Source organism: Mesorhizobium sp. NFR06, assembly GCF_900115245.1.
Lineage (GTDB): Bacteria > Pseudomonadota > Alphaproteobacteria > Rhizobiales > Rhizobiaceae > Mesorhizobium.
Genome location: NZ_FOVT01000002.1, coordinates 49964 through 66809, shown reverse-complemented (window position 1 = coordinate 66809; position 16846 = coordinate 49964). Strand labels below are relative to the sequence as shown.

The 16846-nt window shown below is 62.6% G+C and carries 20 protein-coding genes, 1 tRNA gene and 1 pseudogene; 17 read left to right on the top strand and 5 right to left on the bottom strand.

The genetic code is table 11. The features are described 5' to 3' along the window. A pseudogene (locus F3H96_RS04435) lies at positions 1-531 on the bottom strand (flagellar motor protein MotB); the annotation flags it as partial. A 195-nt stretch (positions 532-726) separates the two neighbouring features. Here F3H96_RS04435 and F3H96_RS04430 point away from each other — a divergent pair. Both F3H96_RS04430 and F3H96_RS04425 read left to right on the top strand, forming a co-directional pair. Next, a complete protein-coding gene (locus F3H96_RS04430) occupies positions 727-1173 on the top strand; it encodes a YcgN family cysteine cluster protein (RefSeq protein WP_149790733.1) in 447 nt (148 codons plus the stop codon). Positions 1174-1403: 230 nt separating this feature from the next. Continuing rightward, positions 1404-1751, top strand: a complete 348-nt coding sequence (locus F3H96_RS04425) for a hypothetical protein (protein ID WP_149790732.1) — start codon at positions 1404-1406, stop codon at positions 1749-1751. Positions 1752-2025: 274 nt separating this feature from the next. Here the strand turns inward: F3H96_RS04425 and F3H96_RS04420 are convergent, their stop codons facing one another. Beyond that, entirely contained in the window at positions 2026-2736 is a 711-nt protein-coding gene (locus F3H96_RS04420) for an SIMPL domain-containing protein (protein WP_149790731.1), read from the bottom strand. Between the two features lie 222 nt (positions 2737-2958). On the opposite strand from F3H96_RS04420, the gene F3H96_RS04415 reads away from it, so the two are divergent. After that, positions 2959-3034, top strand: a tRNA-Ile gene (locus F3H96_RS04415). A 110-nt stretch (positions 3035-3144) separates the two neighbouring features. Here the strand turns inward: F3H96_RS04415 and F3H96_RS04410 are convergent. From F3H96_RS04410 to F3H96_RS30955, 3 genes are all read right to left on the bottom strand, one after another. Continuing rightward, positions 3145-4335: a site-specific integrase gene (locus F3H96_RS04410; RefSeq protein WP_149790730.1), complete on the bottom strand. Its 1191-nt coding sequence runs from the start codon at positions 4333-4335 to the stop codon at positions 3145-3147. Next, entirely contained in the window at positions 4335-4586 is a 252-nt protein-coding gene (locus tag F3H96_RS04405; protein WP_244619906.1) for a helix-turn-helix domain-containing protein, read from the bottom strand. The genes F3H96_RS04410 and F3H96_RS04405 overlap by 1 nt, the downstream gene beginning before the upstream one ends. 82 nt (positions 4587-4668) lie before the next feature. Beyond that, on the bottom strand, positions 4669-4920 hold the full coding sequence (locus F3H96_RS30955) for a hypothetical protein (protein ID WP_149790729.1): 252 nt from the start codon (positions 4918-4920) through the stop codon (positions 4669-4671). A 312-nt stretch (positions 4921-5232) separates the two neighbouring features. On the opposite strand from F3H96_RS30955, the gene F3H96_RS04395 reads away from it, so the two are divergent. The 14 genes from F3H96_RS04395 (at position 5233) to F3H96_RS04335 (ending at position 16791) form a co-directional block, all read left to right on the top strand. After that, the gene (locus F3H96_RS04395) at positions 5233-6183 is read left to right on the top strand and encodes a zincin-like metallopeptidase domain-containing protein (RefSeq protein WP_149790728.1); all 951 of its coding nucleotides are present in this window, start codon (positions 5233-5235) and stop codon (positions 6181-6183) included. A 182-nt stretch (positions 6184-6365) separates the two neighbouring features. Further along, on the top strand, positions 6366-8459 hold the full coding sequence (locus tag F3H96_RS04390) for a ParB/RepB/Spo0J family partition protein (RefSeq protein WP_149790727.1): 2094 nt from the start codon (positions 6366-6368) through the stop codon (positions 8457-8459). A 64-nt stretch (positions 8460-8523) separates the two neighbouring features. After that, positions 8524-9552 (top strand): toprim domain-containing protein, encoded by a 1029-nt coding sequence (locus tag F3H96_RS04385; RefSeq protein ID WP_149790726.1) that lies wholly within the window; start codon positions 8524-8526, stop codon positions 9550-9552. Between the two features lie 295 nt (positions 9553-9847). Further along, complete coding sequence (locus F3H96_RS04380) at positions 9848-10774, top strand: DUF2493 domain-containing protein (protein ID WP_149790725.1); 927 nt, start codon at positions 9848-9850, stop codon at positions 10772-10774. A 184-nt stretch (positions 10775-10958) separates the two neighbouring features. Continuing rightward, the gene (locus F3H96_RS04375) at positions 10959-11228 is read left to right on the top strand and encodes a type II toxin-antitoxin system prevent-host-death family antitoxin (protein ID WP_149790724.1); all 270 of its coding nucleotides are present in this window, start codon (positions 10959-10961) and stop codon (positions 11226-11228) included. Beyond that, a complete protein-coding gene (locus F3H96_RS04370) occupies positions 11225-11638 on the top strand; it encodes a hypothetical protein (RefSeq protein ID WP_149790723.1) in 414 nt (137 codons plus the stop codon). Before F3H96_RS04375 ends, F3H96_RS04370 begins: the two co-directional genes overlap by 4 nt. A gap of 642 nt (positions 11639-12280) precedes the next feature. Beyond that, positions 12281-12604 (top strand): DUF736 domain-containing protein, encoded by a 324-nt coding sequence (locus F3H96_RS04365; RefSeq protein WP_188131295.1) that lies wholly within the window; start codon positions 12281-12283, stop codon positions 12602-12604. Positions 12605-12814: 210 nt separating this feature from the next. Continuing rightward, entirely contained in the window at positions 12815-13081 is a 267-nt protein-coding gene (locus F3H96_RS04360; protein ID WP_149790722.1) for a DUF2285 domain-containing protein, read from the top strand. A gap of 22 nt (positions 13082-13103) precedes the next feature. Beyond that, the gene (locus F3H96_RS30950; protein ID WP_348530048.1) at positions 13104-13622 is read left to right on the top strand and encodes a DUF6499 domain-containing protein; all 519 of its coding nucleotides are present in this window, start codon (positions 13104-13106) and stop codon (positions 13620-13622) included. Further along, on the top strand, positions 13510-13974 hold the full coding sequence (locus F3H96_RS04355; protein WP_244619904.1) for a DUF2285 domain-containing protein: 465 nt from the start codon (positions 13510-13512) through the stop codon (positions 13972-13974). Before F3H96_RS30950 ends, F3H96_RS04355 begins: the two co-directional genes overlap by 113 nt. Positions 13975-14114: 140 nt before the next feature. Then, positions 14115-14396, top strand: a complete 282-nt coding sequence (locus F3H96_RS04350) for a helix-turn-helix domain-containing protein (RefSeq protein ID WP_149790720.1) — start codon at positions 14115-14117, stop codon at positions 14394-14396. Positions 14397-14406: 10 nt separating this feature from the next. Beyond that, the gene (locus tag F3H96_RS04345; RefSeq protein WP_149790719.1) at positions 14407-15564 is read left to right on the top strand and encodes a replication initiator protein A; all 1158 of its coding nucleotides are present in this window, start codon (positions 14407-14409) and stop codon (positions 15562-15564) included. Between the two features lie 166 nt (positions 15565-15730). After that, positions 15731-16249, top strand: coding sequence for a DUF2840 domain-containing protein (locus tag F3H96_RS04340; protein WP_149790718.1), 519 nt, complete (start codon positions 15731-15733; stop codon positions 16247-16249). Next, entirely contained in the window at positions 16246-16791 is a 546-nt protein-coding gene (locus F3H96_RS04335) for a S26 family signal peptidase (RefSeq protein ID WP_149790717.1), read from the top strand. Before F3H96_RS04340 ends, F3H96_RS04335 begins: the two co-directional genes overlap by 4 nt. Positions 16792-16846 lie beyond the last annotated feature (55 nt).

Sequence of the window (16846 nt, the reverse complement as noted above, 5' to 3'; positions counted from 1 at the left end):
GTCGTTGGCGGGCGCCGCCTGTTCGGCAGGCTGCTCGGCCGGTGCTGTCTCGGTTTGCTGCTGCTGGCGCTTCTTCTTGCGCGGCTGCTGCTCCTCGATCGCAGGCTGGCCGCCCTGATCGGCGGGCGCGGCTTCGATCTGCTGCTGTTGGTCGCGCTTCTTGCGCGGCTTGAACTGCTGCTCGGCGGGGGCCGCTTCCCCCGACTGGGCATTATCCATTTGCTGCTGCTCTTGCCGCTTCTTGCGGGGCTTCGGCTCGGATTCGGCGGGTGCGGCTTGCTCGGCCGGCGCCGACTCGCTTTGTTGCTGCTGCTCGCGCTTCTTTTTCCGTGGCTGTTCGCCACCCTGTTGGCCTTGGGCGCATTCCTCGGCCGACTGGCCTTCGGCGCAAGCGGCCTGAGCCAGGACGAACGGCGCGCCGTTCAGGCTGCTGGAAGCGACACCCCCCTGCAGCGGGTACGCGCCCAACGGCGCGGATGCCATAAGCAGGCCGATTGCCGTGCCCGCCAGAATCCGTGGTTGGCGTTTCATATCCATTTTCTCCTAGTGAGGTCCCATCCCTGCCCAAACTTACATCAACCGCAATTGGTTCCTTCGGGCATTGGCGCCAACCAAGGATGCTCGACCGGCCTTTTGAAGGCAATTTCGTGTTTTTCTAATGTTGATACCGGGTCACTGCGACGGTGGCGCTTGACCGGAAGACCGCGGAGGGCCAAATCCACCAAAATGACCGAGCCATTCTGGAAAACCAAGACGCTTGAGGCGATGACCCCTGCCGAATGGGAATCGCTTTGCGACGGCTGCGGCAAATGCTGCCTGTCGAAGCTCGAGGACGAGGATACGGGCGAGATCTTCTGGACCAGCGTCGGCTGCCGGCTGTTCGATGCCGAAAACTGCCGCTGCTCCGACTATGCCAACCGCCTGGCGCGAGTGCCCGATTGCGTCGGGCTGACGCCGCAGAACGTGCGCACCATCACCTGGCTGCCAAAAACCTGCGCCTACCGGCTTATCGCCGAGGGCCATGATCTCTACTGGTGGCACAGGCTTGTTTCGGGAAGCGCGCAGACCGTGCACGAGGCCGGCATTTCCGTCCGGGGCCGGGTGAAGGCCAAGGAAACCGACCTGGCCGATCCAGACGATTATTTCGATTATATATTGGAGGACGAACCCTGAGGGGTTGGCATTTGACGACGAACCCTGACGGGTATCGCGCGCGGGACGGTGCGTCCCGGTCCTTGGCTGGGTGAGGGCAAGGCGTGCGAGGATTTTCGTTTTCTTGCCACATGAACCGGACATGAACGGCCGGTTCGCGAACAGTTCAGACACAAAAAGGCATATTCCGATCATTGGTTCGCCAATCATCGGTGCGAAGGGGCGAACGCCCACATAAAGGAGAGAAGACGATGTTCAACCAGATCAAGACGGCGGCCCTTTCGGCCCTTCTCGGGCTTGGCACGCTCGGCACGGCGCATGCGGACAGCCTCTATCTCGGTTTCGGGGACAGGCACGACCCACGTTTCGGCGTCTACACCGGCGACGACGACTACGGCCGCCGCGACTGGCGCCGCGACCGCGACTGGCGCGGCTGCTCGCCCGATCGCGCGCTCGACAAGGCTGAGCGCATGGGCCTCCACCGCGTCCGCATCGTCGACATCAGCCGCCGCACCGTGAAGGTCGCCGGCCGCCAGTACGGCGACCGCGTCGTCGTGGTCTTCGCCAACGAGCGCGGCTGCCCGATCATCTATCGCTGAGGCTTCAGCCGAGGATCGCCTGAACTACGATCTTTCCGTGAAGATCGGCTTTGCGCCGATCACCCATCGGCAGCGGAAACCCTCACGGTGAGGTGCGGCTCGACAAAGCCCCGGAGGAACGATCCTCCGGGGCTTCTTGTTGATGGCACGACGAAGACTTAGAATTATTCACCGTTTCGCGGAAACGATGGAAAGCTCCCTCTCTCTGTTTTTGACGCAATTCCTGACGGAAAACCGCGTCACACTTTTCCTGGAATTGCCCTAGGGCCGGTTGTCACTTCAGCTCGAAGGTGACCGTGACCTGGACGTTGTAGGAATTCTCGCCGGCCTGCACCGGCACGGCCGAGCGGGCCGCATCGAACGACTTGGCGGCCATCGGCATCGGCACCGGCGCAATATTCTGGTCGGTGATCTCAAGCACCTTGCCGAGGCTGACGCCGGCCGCTTCGGCGAGCGTCTTTGCCTTGGCCACAGCGTCGGCGACGGCCTTCTTGCGCGCCTCGGTGATCGTTGCCTTCGGATCGTCATTGGTGAAGGCGATGCCGCCGCCCTGGTTGACGCCGAGCGAGACCGCCTTGTCGAGGATCTCGCCGGTCTTGTCGACGTTGCGCACGCGTACCGAAAGCGTGTTGGTCACCTGATAGGCGACAAGCTCGGCCTCCTGGCTGCCGTCGGCCTTGTTGGTGTAGTTGTAGCGCGGATTGATCTGGATGCCCGCGGTCTGTAGGTCGCGTTCGGCGACGCCCGCGGATTTCATCGCCGCAATCACCGCCGCCATCGCGTCGTTGTTGGCATCGAGTGCTTCGCGCGCGCTTTTTGCCTCGCGCATGACGCTGAGCGACAGGATCGCCATGTCCGGCGCCACGGTCGCTTCGCCCTCGCCCGATACGATGATGCGCGGCGGAGGCTGGGTGTCGGCGGCACTTGCGAGCGCCGGGAACACGACCGCGGCAGCGAGCGCTATAGGCAAAAGATGTCTGGTCATGAAAACTCCTCGAGGTCTGCGATCCGGCATTGCCTGCAGCCTCTGCCGCGACGCGAAATGCGTCGTTTCCCCGGCAGTGCGCTCCAAGAGCCCGAACCTGTTCACGCGCCTTATGGGCGCAGGCCGCTCTACGGCGCGAATATGGGCTGATTTTGGCGTTTGTCGCCAGCGCTTTCGAAAGCCTTGTGCGGGAGAGCGAAAAACACTAAGCCAGCCCGCGTGGGGCCTGTAGCTCAATGGTTAGAGCCGGCGGCTCATAACCGCTTGGTTGGGGGTTCGAGTCCCTCCGGGCCCACCATAACCTTTGATTTTATTTAGAAAAATTGGCCTCGGCCCAAAACGTTTTGGGCCCATTATGGGCCCAGGATACCCAACCCCGCGGTCACGCTTTGTTACGGCAGGCTTTGCTTACTTGACGACTCGGAGAGTTGCGCGCCACTTCATAGCGTCGCGTTTGGCTTCGCGCTCGTTGATGGCGCGAGCGATATCGACTGCAAGACGCTTCTTGTTGGCCTCGCGGACATACTCGTCCGTCACGGTCATTGAAGAGTGGCCCATCGCCTCCATAATGGCGCGCGCCTGGATGTTGCATTCGGCTAAATATGTACCAAAGGTGCGGCGCAGGCCGTGAAGTGTGTACCCGCTGGGAATTCCGGCCTGCCGGGTCCAATGCTGCATCATGCCAGTCAGGCTCTTTTCCGAAAAAGGCCTGCCGTACGAGTTCTTCAAGACGGTACCGCCTTTCGAGCGGTCGAGAGGCTCCAACGCCGCTGCCAATTTGTCCACGACTGGAATGAACATCTCGCGCCCACCATGGCGGTTGCGATTCTTCCTCTGGCGGAAGTCAAACGCTTCAATCAATTCCACCGAGCCATCAAAAAGTTCAATTTCCTCGCTGACAAGGTCATCCCATTCGAGGGCGGCGATATCCCCGCGCCTATTCCCAAGCCAGAATCCAAGTGCGTAACAGGTGCGAGCGGCGGTACCGATGGGATGCCGCTCTTCGAACTTGTCTCTTATGGTAATCGGCCAAGCCGGATTCTTGGTCGATTTGGGTATCCGAACGCGTATCGATAGCGACGGATCATTCTGGGGCTTGATCCACTTCTCGACTTCAATCGCCACCCACAAGAGCTTCTTGATCGCTACGAGAAGGTGCTTGGCAACTGTTCTGTTGGTAGCAAAGACGCCTTCTATGATTGCGCGCAGTCGGTCGGCATCAAGATGTTCCACCGGCGTATCACGCCATTTCAGTGGATAGGCCGGCTCCACCTGCATCTCAAGAAAGCGTTCAATGAGCCACGCATTCTTCTTCTGCGTGGCTGGGTCAAAATCCAGCCACTCCATGGTGGTCTCAAGACGACGCGCAGCGTGGCCGAAGGTCATTGGCAGCGCCCGACCGGGCAAATCGATGATGGGAGCCTTTTTGCCTTGGCCCTGTGTCGCTTCCTCGTAAGCAGCTTCGAATTCCGGATCGCCGGGTTTTCCGGGAAGTCGAATTTCGGGTATTCCTTTGCCTCGATAACGATAGACGAGCTTTCCGTTCTTGGTGCGCAACGAAACGCCGGGGTAGCGGGCATCTTTGAATGGCCTGGCCATTAGATCTGCCTTTGAGTTTTCTGTTGCAGTGGCTCCGCAGGCGGCGAATTCTCCGGTACAGCCGGAGGCGAAAGGGATTTGCGTTCCATGGCAACGCGCAGGAGCAGCGGATAAGGGAAGCCTCGACCTTGCTCGATGCCTTCAAAAGTGCGTCTTGGTATTCCTAACACCTTGGCTGCCTTTTCGGCAGTGAATCCCTCCTTGCCCCGCCAGGCTTTCACGTCCCGCGCGAGCTTTTCATTGTCGTTCACGTCATCTCTTTCGCTGAGGCGGCAACCATACTACGCCTGCAACCATACTACGCTTGCTGCGTATACGCAATATACGCAGTGCCTATCTTGGTTGAACCTTCCGCTTGCTCCGTTCCAACAGCTCTCGGAGGCCATCAACTTTGTCAGGCAAAGAAGAGAACGCGATATCGAGTATGACACGATCCCAAATGGTGCGGCTGTTAACGAGCTTTGGCCTGGGCATGCGGCCATCGGCAACCATTTCGTCGAAGAGTGTCGGCCCTACGCCGACGTAGCGCGCTGCTTCCCCGCGGGAAAGACCCCGCGGTGGATACGAAATTGGGTCGCTCTTCATAGATGCCGACCCTTGAGTCTGTCGGCGCGCAGCTGACGGTTGCGGCAAAGCCTGGCCCCTTGAAATTGTACCGTATGGAGTCTGCTTCCCAGTTAATAACGCGTCGCGCGGTACAGAAGTCTTATCAAGAGCTTGTTCGGCATCAGGAAGCTGTAGCGTGCAAATCGGACAGATGACCGAACGCAGAATGTACCTGTGTGAATGCTGCTGCAGCGGGTTTCCGCGAAGATAGAGAGTGAGAGTGGGACTGGGATCTCCATGACGGGTTGAGGCTGGAGAAGAGGTCTTCGGCGCCCGTCGCGGAGAACCGCGATGTCAAGACATGAACGCAGCCGGCCCAATGCGGACCGGGTGAGCCTTTATGACGAAATCACCGACAAGATCATCGCTGACCTGGAGGTTGGTCGCGTGCCTTGGGTGCTGCCCTGGGGAGCGTCCACGGCGAACACGCTGCTTGGCCTTCCGAGGAACGCCGCCACCGGCCGGCGCTATTCAGGGATCAATGTGCTTCTTCTCTGGGGTGCCGTGATCGAGCTCGGCTTTTCCTCCCAGAGCTGGCTCACCTTCCGACAAGCCCTCGCGCTGGGTGGTAGTGTCCGCAAGGGCGAGCGCGGCACGACGGTTGTCTATGCCGATCGTTTCGTGTCCGAAGAGGAGAAGCAGCGCGCGCGGGAGACAGGGGAGGAAGCTCAAGGGATACCGTTCCTGAAGCGCTTCACGGTCTTCAACGCCGCACAGTGCGAAAATCTGCCGGATGAGGTCGCGGTCGTCACGCCGCCCCCGGCACTCCACCTGATCGAGCCAAGGGTCGAGGCCCTGATCCGCGCGACCGGGATCGACTTCCGCATCGGCGGCAACAGCGCTTTCTACATGCCGGCGCTCGACTATGTGCAGGTGCCGCCACCCCAGGATTTTTTCGAGCCTATCAACTGGCACCGGACGGCTCTGCACGAGCTTGGCCACGCTACCGGCCATGTTTCTCGTCTGAGCCGCGACATGACCGGCAGCTTCGGCACAAAGAAGTATGCCTTCGAAGAGCTGATCGCCGAGATCAATGCCGCCTTCTGCTGCGCTTCGCTCGGCATTGCGCCAACCGTCAGGCATGCGGATTACATCGGGTCATGGCTGGAGGTGCTGCGCGAGGACAATCGCGCCATCGTGCGCGCTGCCTCGCAGGCGAGCAAGGCAGCGGATTGGCTCCTCGCGTTTCTTCCCGACGCTGGAGCCGCCGCCAGCCACGATCAGGCACGGGCGGCAGCATAGGGCGACGCAAGTCGACATCGGGATTTATAGGAAAACCGGCACTGCGCAGCCATCGGTTTCGTGCTTGCCCTCCTTCCAGGCGCATGGCGTCGCCCTCTAGAGTGAGAGGGCGGCGCTTCATTTCGTGACGGGTTGGAGGTCGAGAGAGAGGCTTTCGGCCGCCCGTCGCGGAGTAGAATCCCATGGCAACCGCCGTTCAGAAGATCACCCTTTCGCCCTCGCGCGACATCCCTTTCAACAAGCTCGTGCTCAGCCAGTCGAACATCCGGCGCGTGAAGGCCGGCGTCTCGATCGAGGAACTGGCCGAGGACATCGTTCGCCGCGGTCTGCTGCAGGGCCTCAGCGTCCGTCCAGTTTTCGATCAGGCCGGCGCGGAGACCGGCATGTTCGAAATCCCTGCCCGCGGCCGGCGCTACCGGGCGCTGGAGCTGCTCGTGAAGCAGAAGCGCTTCGCCAAGACGGCGCCGGTGCCCTGCATCGTTCGCGATAGCGGCATCGCCGAGGAGGACTCGCTTGCCGAGAACGTCCAGCGCGCACCGTTGCACCCGCTGGATCAGTTCCGGGCGTTCCTGGCGCTGCGCGAGAAGGGGCAGTCCGAGGAAGAGATCGCGGCCGCCTTCTTCGTCTCCGTCAATGTCGTGAAACAGCGGCTGAAGCTCGCCTCGATCTCGCCGGTGCTGCTCGACGTCTATGCCGAGGACGATATGACGCTCGACCAGCTCATGGCTTTCACCGTGTCGAGCGATCATGAGCGGCAGGAACAGGTGTTCGAGCGACTGAAGGTCTCCTACGACAAGCAGCCCTACGCTATCCGCCGGATGCTCACCGAAGGTGCCGTTCGCGCTGCGGACAAGCGGGCGCAGTTCATCGGCGTGGACGCATATTTGGCGGCCGGCGGAACGGTGCTGCGCGACCTGTTTCAAGGCGATGACGGCGGCTGGCTGCAGGATGTGGCTCTGGTAGACCAGATGGTGGCCGACAAGCTGAAGGTCGAATCCCAAACGATCGCCGCCGAAGGCTGGAAGTGGGTCGAGGTAGCCCCCGGTTTTCCCTACGGCCACGCTTTCGGTCTGCGCCAGCTCCGTGGCGAGATCGTCGCGCTCACGGCCGAGGAGGAAGCGACCCGCGATGCGCTCCGGGCCGAGTTCGATCGGCTATCCGACGATTATCAGGACGCCGATGAATTGCCCGACGAGGTGGACGAGCGCCTGTCGGAGCTGGAAACCGGCCTGGAGGCTTTCGAGACCCGGCCTGTGGTGTTTGATGCGGCCGAGATCGCCCTCGCCGGCGCCTTCATCAGCATCGGCCCCGATGGCCAGCTTCGCGTCGAGCGTGGCTATGTCCGGCCGGAGGACGAACTGGCGGTCGAGCCGGAGGCCAATCCGGCCAACGTCAGCGAAACCGAACGCGCTATGGCGGCCGGCTCTGAAGACGGAATTGTCACGTCGGCCGAGCCCACAGCCGAACCGGAGGAGGACGACGGCCTTTCGCCCATCTCCGACCGGCTGATGACTGAGCTGACCTCGCATCGCACGCTGGGCCTGCGCCAAGCGTTGGGCGAGCGGCCGGACGTTGCCTTCCTCGCGGCACTGCATGTCCTCGCGCTGAAGACCTTCTACCACTACGGCTCGGATAGCTGTCTCGAGCTTGACCTGAAGAGCGTCAGCTTCGGGACGCAGGCGGGACTGAACGACAGCGCGTCGGCCGAGGCGATCCGTGCGCGGCACGAAAGCTGGGCCAAGGCTCTGCCGAACGAGTCGGCCGACCTATGGGGCGCCCTACGGGAGTGGGACGGCGATAGCCAGGCGGGGCTGTTCGCTCACATCGTCAGCCTGTCGGTCAACGCGGTGTATGAGCCATGGAACCGGCGTCCGCGAGCGTTCGCCCATGCCGATCAGCTGGCACAGGCGGTCGATCTCGACATGGCGGCAGCCGGATGGAAGCCGAGCGTGGACAACTATCTCAGCCGGGTGACGAAGGCTCGTATTCTGCAGGCGGTGGCGGAGGCAAAGGGCCAGCGCGCCGCTGATCGCATCGAGCATCTGAAGAAGGGCGGCATGGCCAAGGAGGCTGAAATGCTCCTCGCCGATACGGCCTGGCCGCCCGAGCCGTTGCGCGCGCCCGGCAAGCCGGCGCTTGATACTTCAGAAGCCGAAGCCACGCCCACCGGCGAACAGACGCCGGCCGACGGCGGCGAAACGGCCATGGCCGAATGTATCACATCGAACGACAATGATGCCGCTGACGACGCTCCTCCCGACGTCGCGGCCGAATGAGGGTCAACGACCTGCGAAACTGGCCCACCGGCGACGGTGGGCCTTTTGTCTGAAGGAGCCCATCATGGCGGAAAGCCCATATGATCTGGCCCGTCGTCTCGCCGACCAAGCAGAGGCGGTATGTCGCCATTACCTATCCAGCGGGCGCCGCGAGGGCCGCTATTGGCTGGTGGGGGACGCACGCAACACGCCCGGCCGCTCCTTGTATGTCCGGCTGAAGGATACACCCAAGGCCCCGGCCGGAAAATGGACTGATGCCGCCACTGGCGAACACGGCGATCTCCTTGACGTGATCCGGGAGAGCTGCGGCCTTTTCGAGTTCAAGGATGTCGCCGATGAGGCGCGGGCCTTTCTCTGTACGCCGCCCGAACCGAGGCCAACAGCTACACGGCAAACTCCTGTACCGCATGGATCGCCGGACGCTGCCCGGCGACTGTTCGGCATGTCAAAGCCGATCGCGGGCACGCTGGCAGCGTTGTACCTGCACAAACGCGGCATCACGGATTTGCGCGGGACTGGAAACCTGCGCTTTCACCTGCGCTGCTATTATCGGCCCGATGAGCATTCGCCCACCGAGACCTGGCCGGCGATGATCGCAGCCGTCACCGACTTTGGCGGCAAGATCACCGGGGCGCATCGGACCTGGCTCGATCCGCGACGCCTCGACAAGGCGCCGCTCGATACACCGCGCCGAGCGATGGGCGATCTGCTCGGCAACGCTGTCCGCTTCGGCGCAGGCGGCGAAGTCATGGCGGCCGGCGAAGGCATCGAGACCGTTCTCTCGGCGCGACAGGTCTTGCCCTGCATGCCAATGCTGGCGGCGCTCTCGGCAGCCCATCTAGCCGCCGTCCTCTTCCCGGACACACTGCGCCGGCTCTATATCCTGCGCGACGACGATCCGGCGGGGACAAGCGCACGCGACAGCCTGGTCGCAAGAGCAAGCGCGGCCGGGATCGAGGCGATCGTCATCTCACCGCAGTGCGGCGACTTCAACGAAGATCTTCGCACCCTTGGCCTGGATGCGCTCCGCAGCCAGATCCGAATTCAAGTCAGCTCCCAGGACGTCAGCCGCTTCATGGCGTTGGCGCCATAGCGGGCAGGAGAACCGGAGGTGCGGGACGCCGCCCTGCTCGTCAGACGCGTCAGACCGTCGAAGGGACCGCACCTCGGCCTTCGAGAGGGCGATCGGCTCACAAGCCGGCCAGCCAGGCAATGGCGGCGGCCGACTATTTTCCGGCGCGGCCGCAGGCCGCTTTCCATCGCGAGACAAAATAGCCGGCCTTAGCCATCAAGCCCTTCGCTCGCGCTCAGGGTGCCCGGCCGTCCGGCCCGTGGGCTTCGTCGCCATGAAGGCCGCGACGGTCGCGGTCCAACCGACGGAGCATCCCATGAACGAGCATGACGACCACGAACCGCACCACGAATCCTCACCCACCGATCACGTCCTCAACGAACTTCAGCTCTACGGCTATCGCCCCTTCGTCGACGAGCCCGACCAGCGTCTGCTGCCGGACGGCAACGGGGTCGCGGGCGCGGTCGCGGACATCTTCGACGCCCTGATCGCAACGCTGGCAGATACCCGCCTCGAACCCGACCTCGACGATCTCCTCTGGTCGACCGTCAATGTCTTTCACCGGGCAGCCGGGCGGATCGTGCGCGAGTTGGACGTCAACGAGCAGGCGCAGAAACGCTCGCAAAGGGAACAGGACGGCAGCGAGGTGAAATCCGTCGAGCTCGAGCGCCTCATCGCCGAGGGCAAGACCCTCATCGAACGCCAGAACGCTTTTGAACTGATGCGCGACCAGGCCGCAGAGCACTTCGAGCGCCACACAGGCTCAAGCTGGCGTCCGCGCGCCGGCTCTATGGTCAACCATCGCAACCTGACCGCCGCGATGATCGACAGCCGCGACTTCCTCGCCGCGAAGAAGCGTGCGGAGACCGAGGTGATGCTGCCCGCCGGGCCCAAAATCGTCTTCTCGGGCGGTGATGCCCTGGACCACAAGCTGATCTGGGCAAAGCTCGACCAGGTCCACGCCAAGCACCCGGACATGGTCCTCTTGCACGGCGGCTCACCCAAAGGGGCCGAACTGATCGCCGCTAAATGGGCTGACAATCGCAAGGTGCCCCAGATCGCTTTCAAGCCCGACTGGACAAAGCACGCCAAGGCCGCGCCCTTCAAGCGCAACGACCAGATGCTTGCCGTCATGCCGATTGGCGTCATCGTGTTCCGAGGGGGCGGCATCCAGGACAATCTTGCAGACAAGGCCCGCAAGCTCGGCATCCCGGTCTATCGCCTTGGGTCGGGTGACGCGTAGCGCCGCCCTCTCGCTGACCCTTTCCACGAACCGGTCACGTTCTGCAATAATGGTGAAAGCCAAGCAACGGCCTTCTTGGCCGGCCCTACAAGCACGGCGGCTTTCCCGTGCATCTTGGAATTTGCAGCAAACTTGTATTTGCTGTATATTCCAGCAGATTTTACGCTTTCCAGGAGGAGCACTCATGCCCCGATCCGACAGCTTCTACTCGACGAGCGATCTGTCCCGAAAGTCTGGCGACATCATCGCCGAAGCGCTCCGGCATCCGGTGACGATTACCCAGCGCAACAAGCCGCGCCTGGTGTTGCTCAATATCGAAGACTATGAGCGACTGCTGCGCCAATCCGACAATCGCATGTCCGGAACAATCGAGACAATGCCGGATGGCCTGTTCAGCGAGTTCGAGGCCGCCGTCGACACTTATGCGAAAGATGACGAAGGCAGCCGGTCTTGAGTTACGACCTCATCCAGACGGCGACCGTCATCCACTATCCGTATCTGTGGGCGCGGCAGGCGAATGCTGGTGAGACCGAAGGGCGCAAGCAACGCCCCGTCGCCGTCGGCGTGCGTCTAAAACGACCCAATGGCGACCTGGTCATGTTCTTTCCCATCACCACCAAGCAGCCTGAGCCGAGCCGTTTCAGTGCCGAGATTCCCGCTATCGAGAAGCGGCGCGCCGGCCTTGATCAGGATCTCCGCCTCTGGATTATTCTCGACGAGTTCAACACCGACATCGTCGGCCGCTCGTTCTACCTCGAGCCCGATCCTCCAATTGGCCGCTTCAGCAAGGCATTCTTCCTGCCGCTGCTGCGCGATTTCATCGCTCGCCGAAAATCCTTCACCGAAGTCAGCCGCTTCCGATAGTCCATACCCGGATTGAGCGGGTACAGCACTGCGCATGGCTATTCACCATCGCTGGCAGGGCGGACAAATCACGAGCGCAAACCGTTACCGTCGTCGTCAAAGCGTCAGCAGAGCACACGTCCGAGCGACGCGTCGCCGGCAGGGATTCTCTCGGGATGCCGACGTCGGAACGATACCCGGGCGGTGGCCTAACGCGGCTGCCAGACATCGTCATACGACCCGGGCGCGTCACAGGTTGGCGCAGCCTGGTTCAGCAACGCGTGCGCAAGGGACCTGCACGCCGAGCGCAGGACGATCGGCGGTGAGCCTGTTGCCGGTTGGCAGCCAGGTTGCCCGGGTCGCGATTGCAGGTCGCCCTGATCCTGGGTGGTCACTGCGAGCACACCGAAGCGGTCTCATCGATGGGTGTATCTGGCCGACGGTCGGCTGAAAGCCTCGATCGCCTTGAACGCAACGGCGCGTCACGACTTTCTTCCCCTGCCGGCTGCGCCGGCATTCCTCGCGAAACAACAAAGTCGCTCTCGCGCCATCCTTCGCTTCGCTCCGGCCCGAGGTGCGCCGGCAATCGCCTCCGGCCTGTCGATCACCATCGAGACCGCAATGGTGCGGGCTCGAAAACACACAGGATCAAGGAGAACCACCATGGCTACCATCGGCACCTTCAAGAAGTGCGGCAACGAGTTCACCGGCGAAATCGTGACCCTCAGCGTCCAGGCCAAGAACGTTCGCATCACTCCTGAAACCCGCGCCACCGGCGAGAACGCTCCGAGCCACCGGGTCTTCGTCGGTCGAGCCGAGATCGGCGCCGCCTGGGCCAAGCGCTCCAACGAAGGCCGCGAGTATCTGGGCCTCAAGCTCGACGATCCGAGCTTCAACGCCCCGATCTTCGCCAACCTCTTCGACGACGAGGACGGCGAAGGCTACAGCCTGATCTGGTCCCGCCCGAGCCGCCGCAACGGCGAGTAAAGCCCCAATGAGCCCCGCCCGGTCGATCCGGGCGGGGCTCATATAATGGTTGGCAACAAACCAACTTTTCAGCCGCGATGGCAAAGCGCATGGGGACGACGAGTGATGCCGAGGCCGCATCGCGTGATGCCTGCAACGGCTCTCTGCCAAGAAAAGACCTCCTGTAAAGTGCGAGGCTTCCCTCCATTCTGCTGACGACGGGAGCACGCCATGATCGAGCCGTTTGACGACGACGCTCCGACCGGTGACGAACTCACCGAATACGATCGAACACACGTCAAGCTCTACATGCGCCTGTTCGACGCTGACGCCGACGGCGCGGACTGGCGCGAGGTGGTCAAGGTTCTCTTCGGGATCGATCCATCGCGCGAACCGCAGCGTGCCAAAAGCGTCCACAAAAGCCACCTTGCGCGAGCCCGCTGGATGACACGGACGGGTTACCGCCGTCTCTTGCGTCAAACCGATAACCCGCAGTGAACGTATTTCTGTTCCGCGGGTGATGCCCAAAGAGCATCACGCGATGCCTCAAGAAGGTCTTCCGCCGACTGCCGCAACCGCGAATTGTCACCGGCTCAACTTGCGCGTTATTGCAAGGAGTTGTTGCATGAAGCCTGACACGTCGCGTTGGCGAGACAGTCACAGTTACGACTTCTTCGATGCCTTGCCTACCGAAGGTCTCGCCTGGGAATGCCTCCGCCGTTCTGAAGCCTATCAGCAGCACTGGGAGGCACTTGCGAGCGCCGGGACCGAGACAGCGCCTTACCGGCCAGAGGCCGAGCTGCTTTGGGGGTTGCGATTTCCCGGCCAGACCGGACCTGTCCGCCCTGTCGCAGGAAGTCCTATGGTCGCCTTGCGTCGACCCGGCCGTGTTGACCCTAATGCCGGCGCCGGATTTCCTGTCATCCATGGTGTCCGCGCCGCTCACTGGACTCGGCGCGCATCGCGACGGTCCGGAAGGACGTCACACCGTCCACGACGGCGCGATCAACTCTCAACTTGTCCTTCTTCCCGGCAGTGAACCGAGCCGGCTTCTTGCGGCCTTGATTCCTCTGGACACTGAAACGCTCGGGCGGATCGAAGCCCTTGTTCGTTTCTGGCGTGCCTGGCAAAGCCGGCCAGTGCCTTCGGACACACGCATGACCGGGCAGCGGCGGCGCCGTCTGCGTCTCATGATGCAGGCGGCCGATGGCCATGACAGCGGCGCGAGCTACCGCGAAATCGCCACAGCACTCTACGGGCACGCGCGGGTCGCCGCCGATCCATGGAAGACCTCTCCATTGCGCGACATGGTCGTCGGCCTCGTCAAAGGCGCAACCGCCATGATTGGCGGCGGCTATCTGCAGCTCCTGCGTCATCGCCGTCGATCATAGTTGTTCCGGCATTGCGCGGGGGGTGGGAATTTCAGCCTCCCTATCTTCCCCATCCCCCGCGACGCTTTCTCTCCGCCACCCTGGTTGCAGTCCGCCGCTGAAACGCAGCGGCCGCCCGCAAACCCACGGAGGCCCGATCCATGAGACCCGATCTCGCCGTTTTGCCGCCGCGCTTCCTGCGCACCAAGGAAGCCGCTGAGTTCCTCAGCCTGTCTGCCCGCACGCTCGAGAAACACAGAACCTACGGAACTGGTCCCGCTTACCGCAAGCTGGGCGGCCGCGTGGTCTATGCAGTCGATGATCTTCAAGCATGGGCCGAGCGTGGCGCCGTAACCTCAACTTCCGACCCACGCGGCTCCGTCCTGCCGGCCAAGCGCCATTCGCCGATGCCGTCGGCGCACGCTGGACGATTTTCGCGCTGACCCTTCCCCGATGACGACGCGACACCAGACAATCTCGGAGCGCGGGCAACTGGCCCTTTTCAAGGCGCTGCCCGGCGATTTCGCGCCACGAGACGCGCAGGACCTCATGGCCTACCCGTTCTTTTCCCTCTCGAAATCCCACCGCGTCACACCGATCGACTTTGCTGCCGGCAACGTCTCGATCCGTGTCGAGCCCGTGGCGGATCACGGCATGGCGACCATCTGGGATGCCGACATCCTCATTTGGGCGGCAAGCCAGATTGTCGAAGCGCGCGACGCGGGGCTTCGCACCTCGCGCCTCATGGCGGCGACCCCTTATGAAATTCTCACTTTCGTCGGTCGCGGCACCTCGCTGCGCGACTATCAGCGCCTCAAGGCCGCACTGGACCGCCTTCAGTCGACGACCGTAAGCACTTCCATTCGCCAAGCAGCGGAAGGGCGTCGTCACCGCTTCTCCTGGATCAACGAATGGCAGGAGCGGACCGATCGGCAAGGCAACCCTGCCGGGATCGAGCTCATCGTCCCGGACTGGTTTTACCGCGCCGTCATGGACGACGCGCTCATCCTGACCATCGATCGGGCCTATTTCGATCTGACCGGCGGGATAGAGCGCTGGCTCTATCGGCTCGTACGCAAGCATGGTGGGCGCCAACGCGATGGCTGGCGCTTCGACTTCCGCCATCTCCATCTGAAGTCCGGCAGCCTCTCCCCTTTCAAGCGCTTTGCCTTCGATCTGCGCGATATCGTCAGGCGCCAGCCGCTTCCCGGCTACGTCCTGTCACTGGAGATCGAAAGCGGCGGACGCGTCCTCCTCGCCTTCGAACCGATGGCGGGCGGCGCACAGGCTGTGGATCGGCTCGTGCTATCGGGAACCCGAACTATCGTGCCATCGGGAACCGGAGGCACGTGCTATCGGGAACCGAAACAGAGCCTAAGCCTGTCGATTCAAAAACGGAATCGCCCCCTTAACTTAGATTCTAACCGAGAAGCTAACTTTGAAGCGCGCGCGGGCGATGTGCAAAAGCATGTTAGCAGCGTGCATAGCGGCTTCGAGTTAACCTCGGCCAAGAACACACCCCTGCCGATCCAGAAACACCAGGGCAATTCTCAGCACGACGTCCCGCCACCGCGACACCCGCTCGATGACAAATCGGGAGGCGCCCGATGATCGTGGCGCTCCCCAATCAGAGAAGCGAAGTCGCCCAAACGACGCGCGCCCTGCATCTCCCCGCCCGATTTATCGGAGCAGGGGAGCGGCTGATGCTCATCGATGCAGGGCCCCTGACCTCCACGTTCGATCCCTCGCATCAACGAAGCCCGGAAGGAGATCGCGCATGACCGGTGATGCGGCACAACGCATGCGCGGCCGATCGCTGCCAGACGGACCAGCGCCCTTCACCGCGCTCGTGGATCTCATCTGGCGACGGAAACAGATCGAGCACTGGATCAGGTTCGGCCGCAAGAGCCACGAACAGATTCTCGATCGCCACCGCAGCGTCGTCGGCTTTGCTGCGAACAGCATCTTCGCCTTCGTCCGCTGGGCTGCAAACGAGCACGGAACGATCATCTCGCGCATCGACATCGTTCGCGCGGTTTGCCGTGGGGAGCCGTTCCAGACGCTGCCGTTCGTGCGCCCCGGAGGCGAGATCCTGGTCAAGGCCGAAACCTGGCCGGTGGTCGAGCGCGTGCTTCAACACATCGATGCGATCGAGGCAGCTGGTATCGATCCAGCCGACGCCGATCCGGATCACTGGCGCCATGTCCACAACCGGCTGCGAGCCGGTGAGACGCCGTCCACCTACACGCCGTCGCGGCATGAAGCTTGGCTGATGCGTCGAAGGACACTGCCATGACGCGATCCGGTCTCATCCTCTGCACCGCACTCGGGACCATCGGCGTCGGCTATCCGGCGATTGCTCGCATGCCAGTCAAGCTGGTCTGGAACGCATCGGCGAGCGCACCAATCGGTTTCTATACGGTCGACTTCAACGGCTCCTTCGAAGTCGGCGATCTTGTCGTCGTCAGCGCTCCCGAAACGCTGGCTGTGTTCCTGGCCGAGCGCGGTTACCTGCCAAAAGGCGTGCCGCTGGTTAAACGCGTCCTCGCCGTCCCTGGTCAGACCGTCTGTCGAACCGGCCTGAAGATCACTGTCGGCGCGATCGACGTTGGCGCGGCGCTCGAACGCGATCGCGCCGGCCGCGATCTGCCTATCTGGCAGGGCTGCCAGCGCGTGTCGACCGGCGAGCTCTTCCTCATGAATTGGCAGGTCCGCGACAGCCTCGACGGTCGCTATTTCGGCCTGACTTCCACCAACAGCATCATCGGCCGCGCCGTCCCATTGTGGACCGACGAGGAGGGATACGGCCACTTCCAATGGCGCGCGCCGACGCGGTGACCGCGCGCTCGCCGCGCGTCGTTCGCTCGGCGCGCTTCATCTCCACCGCATCACA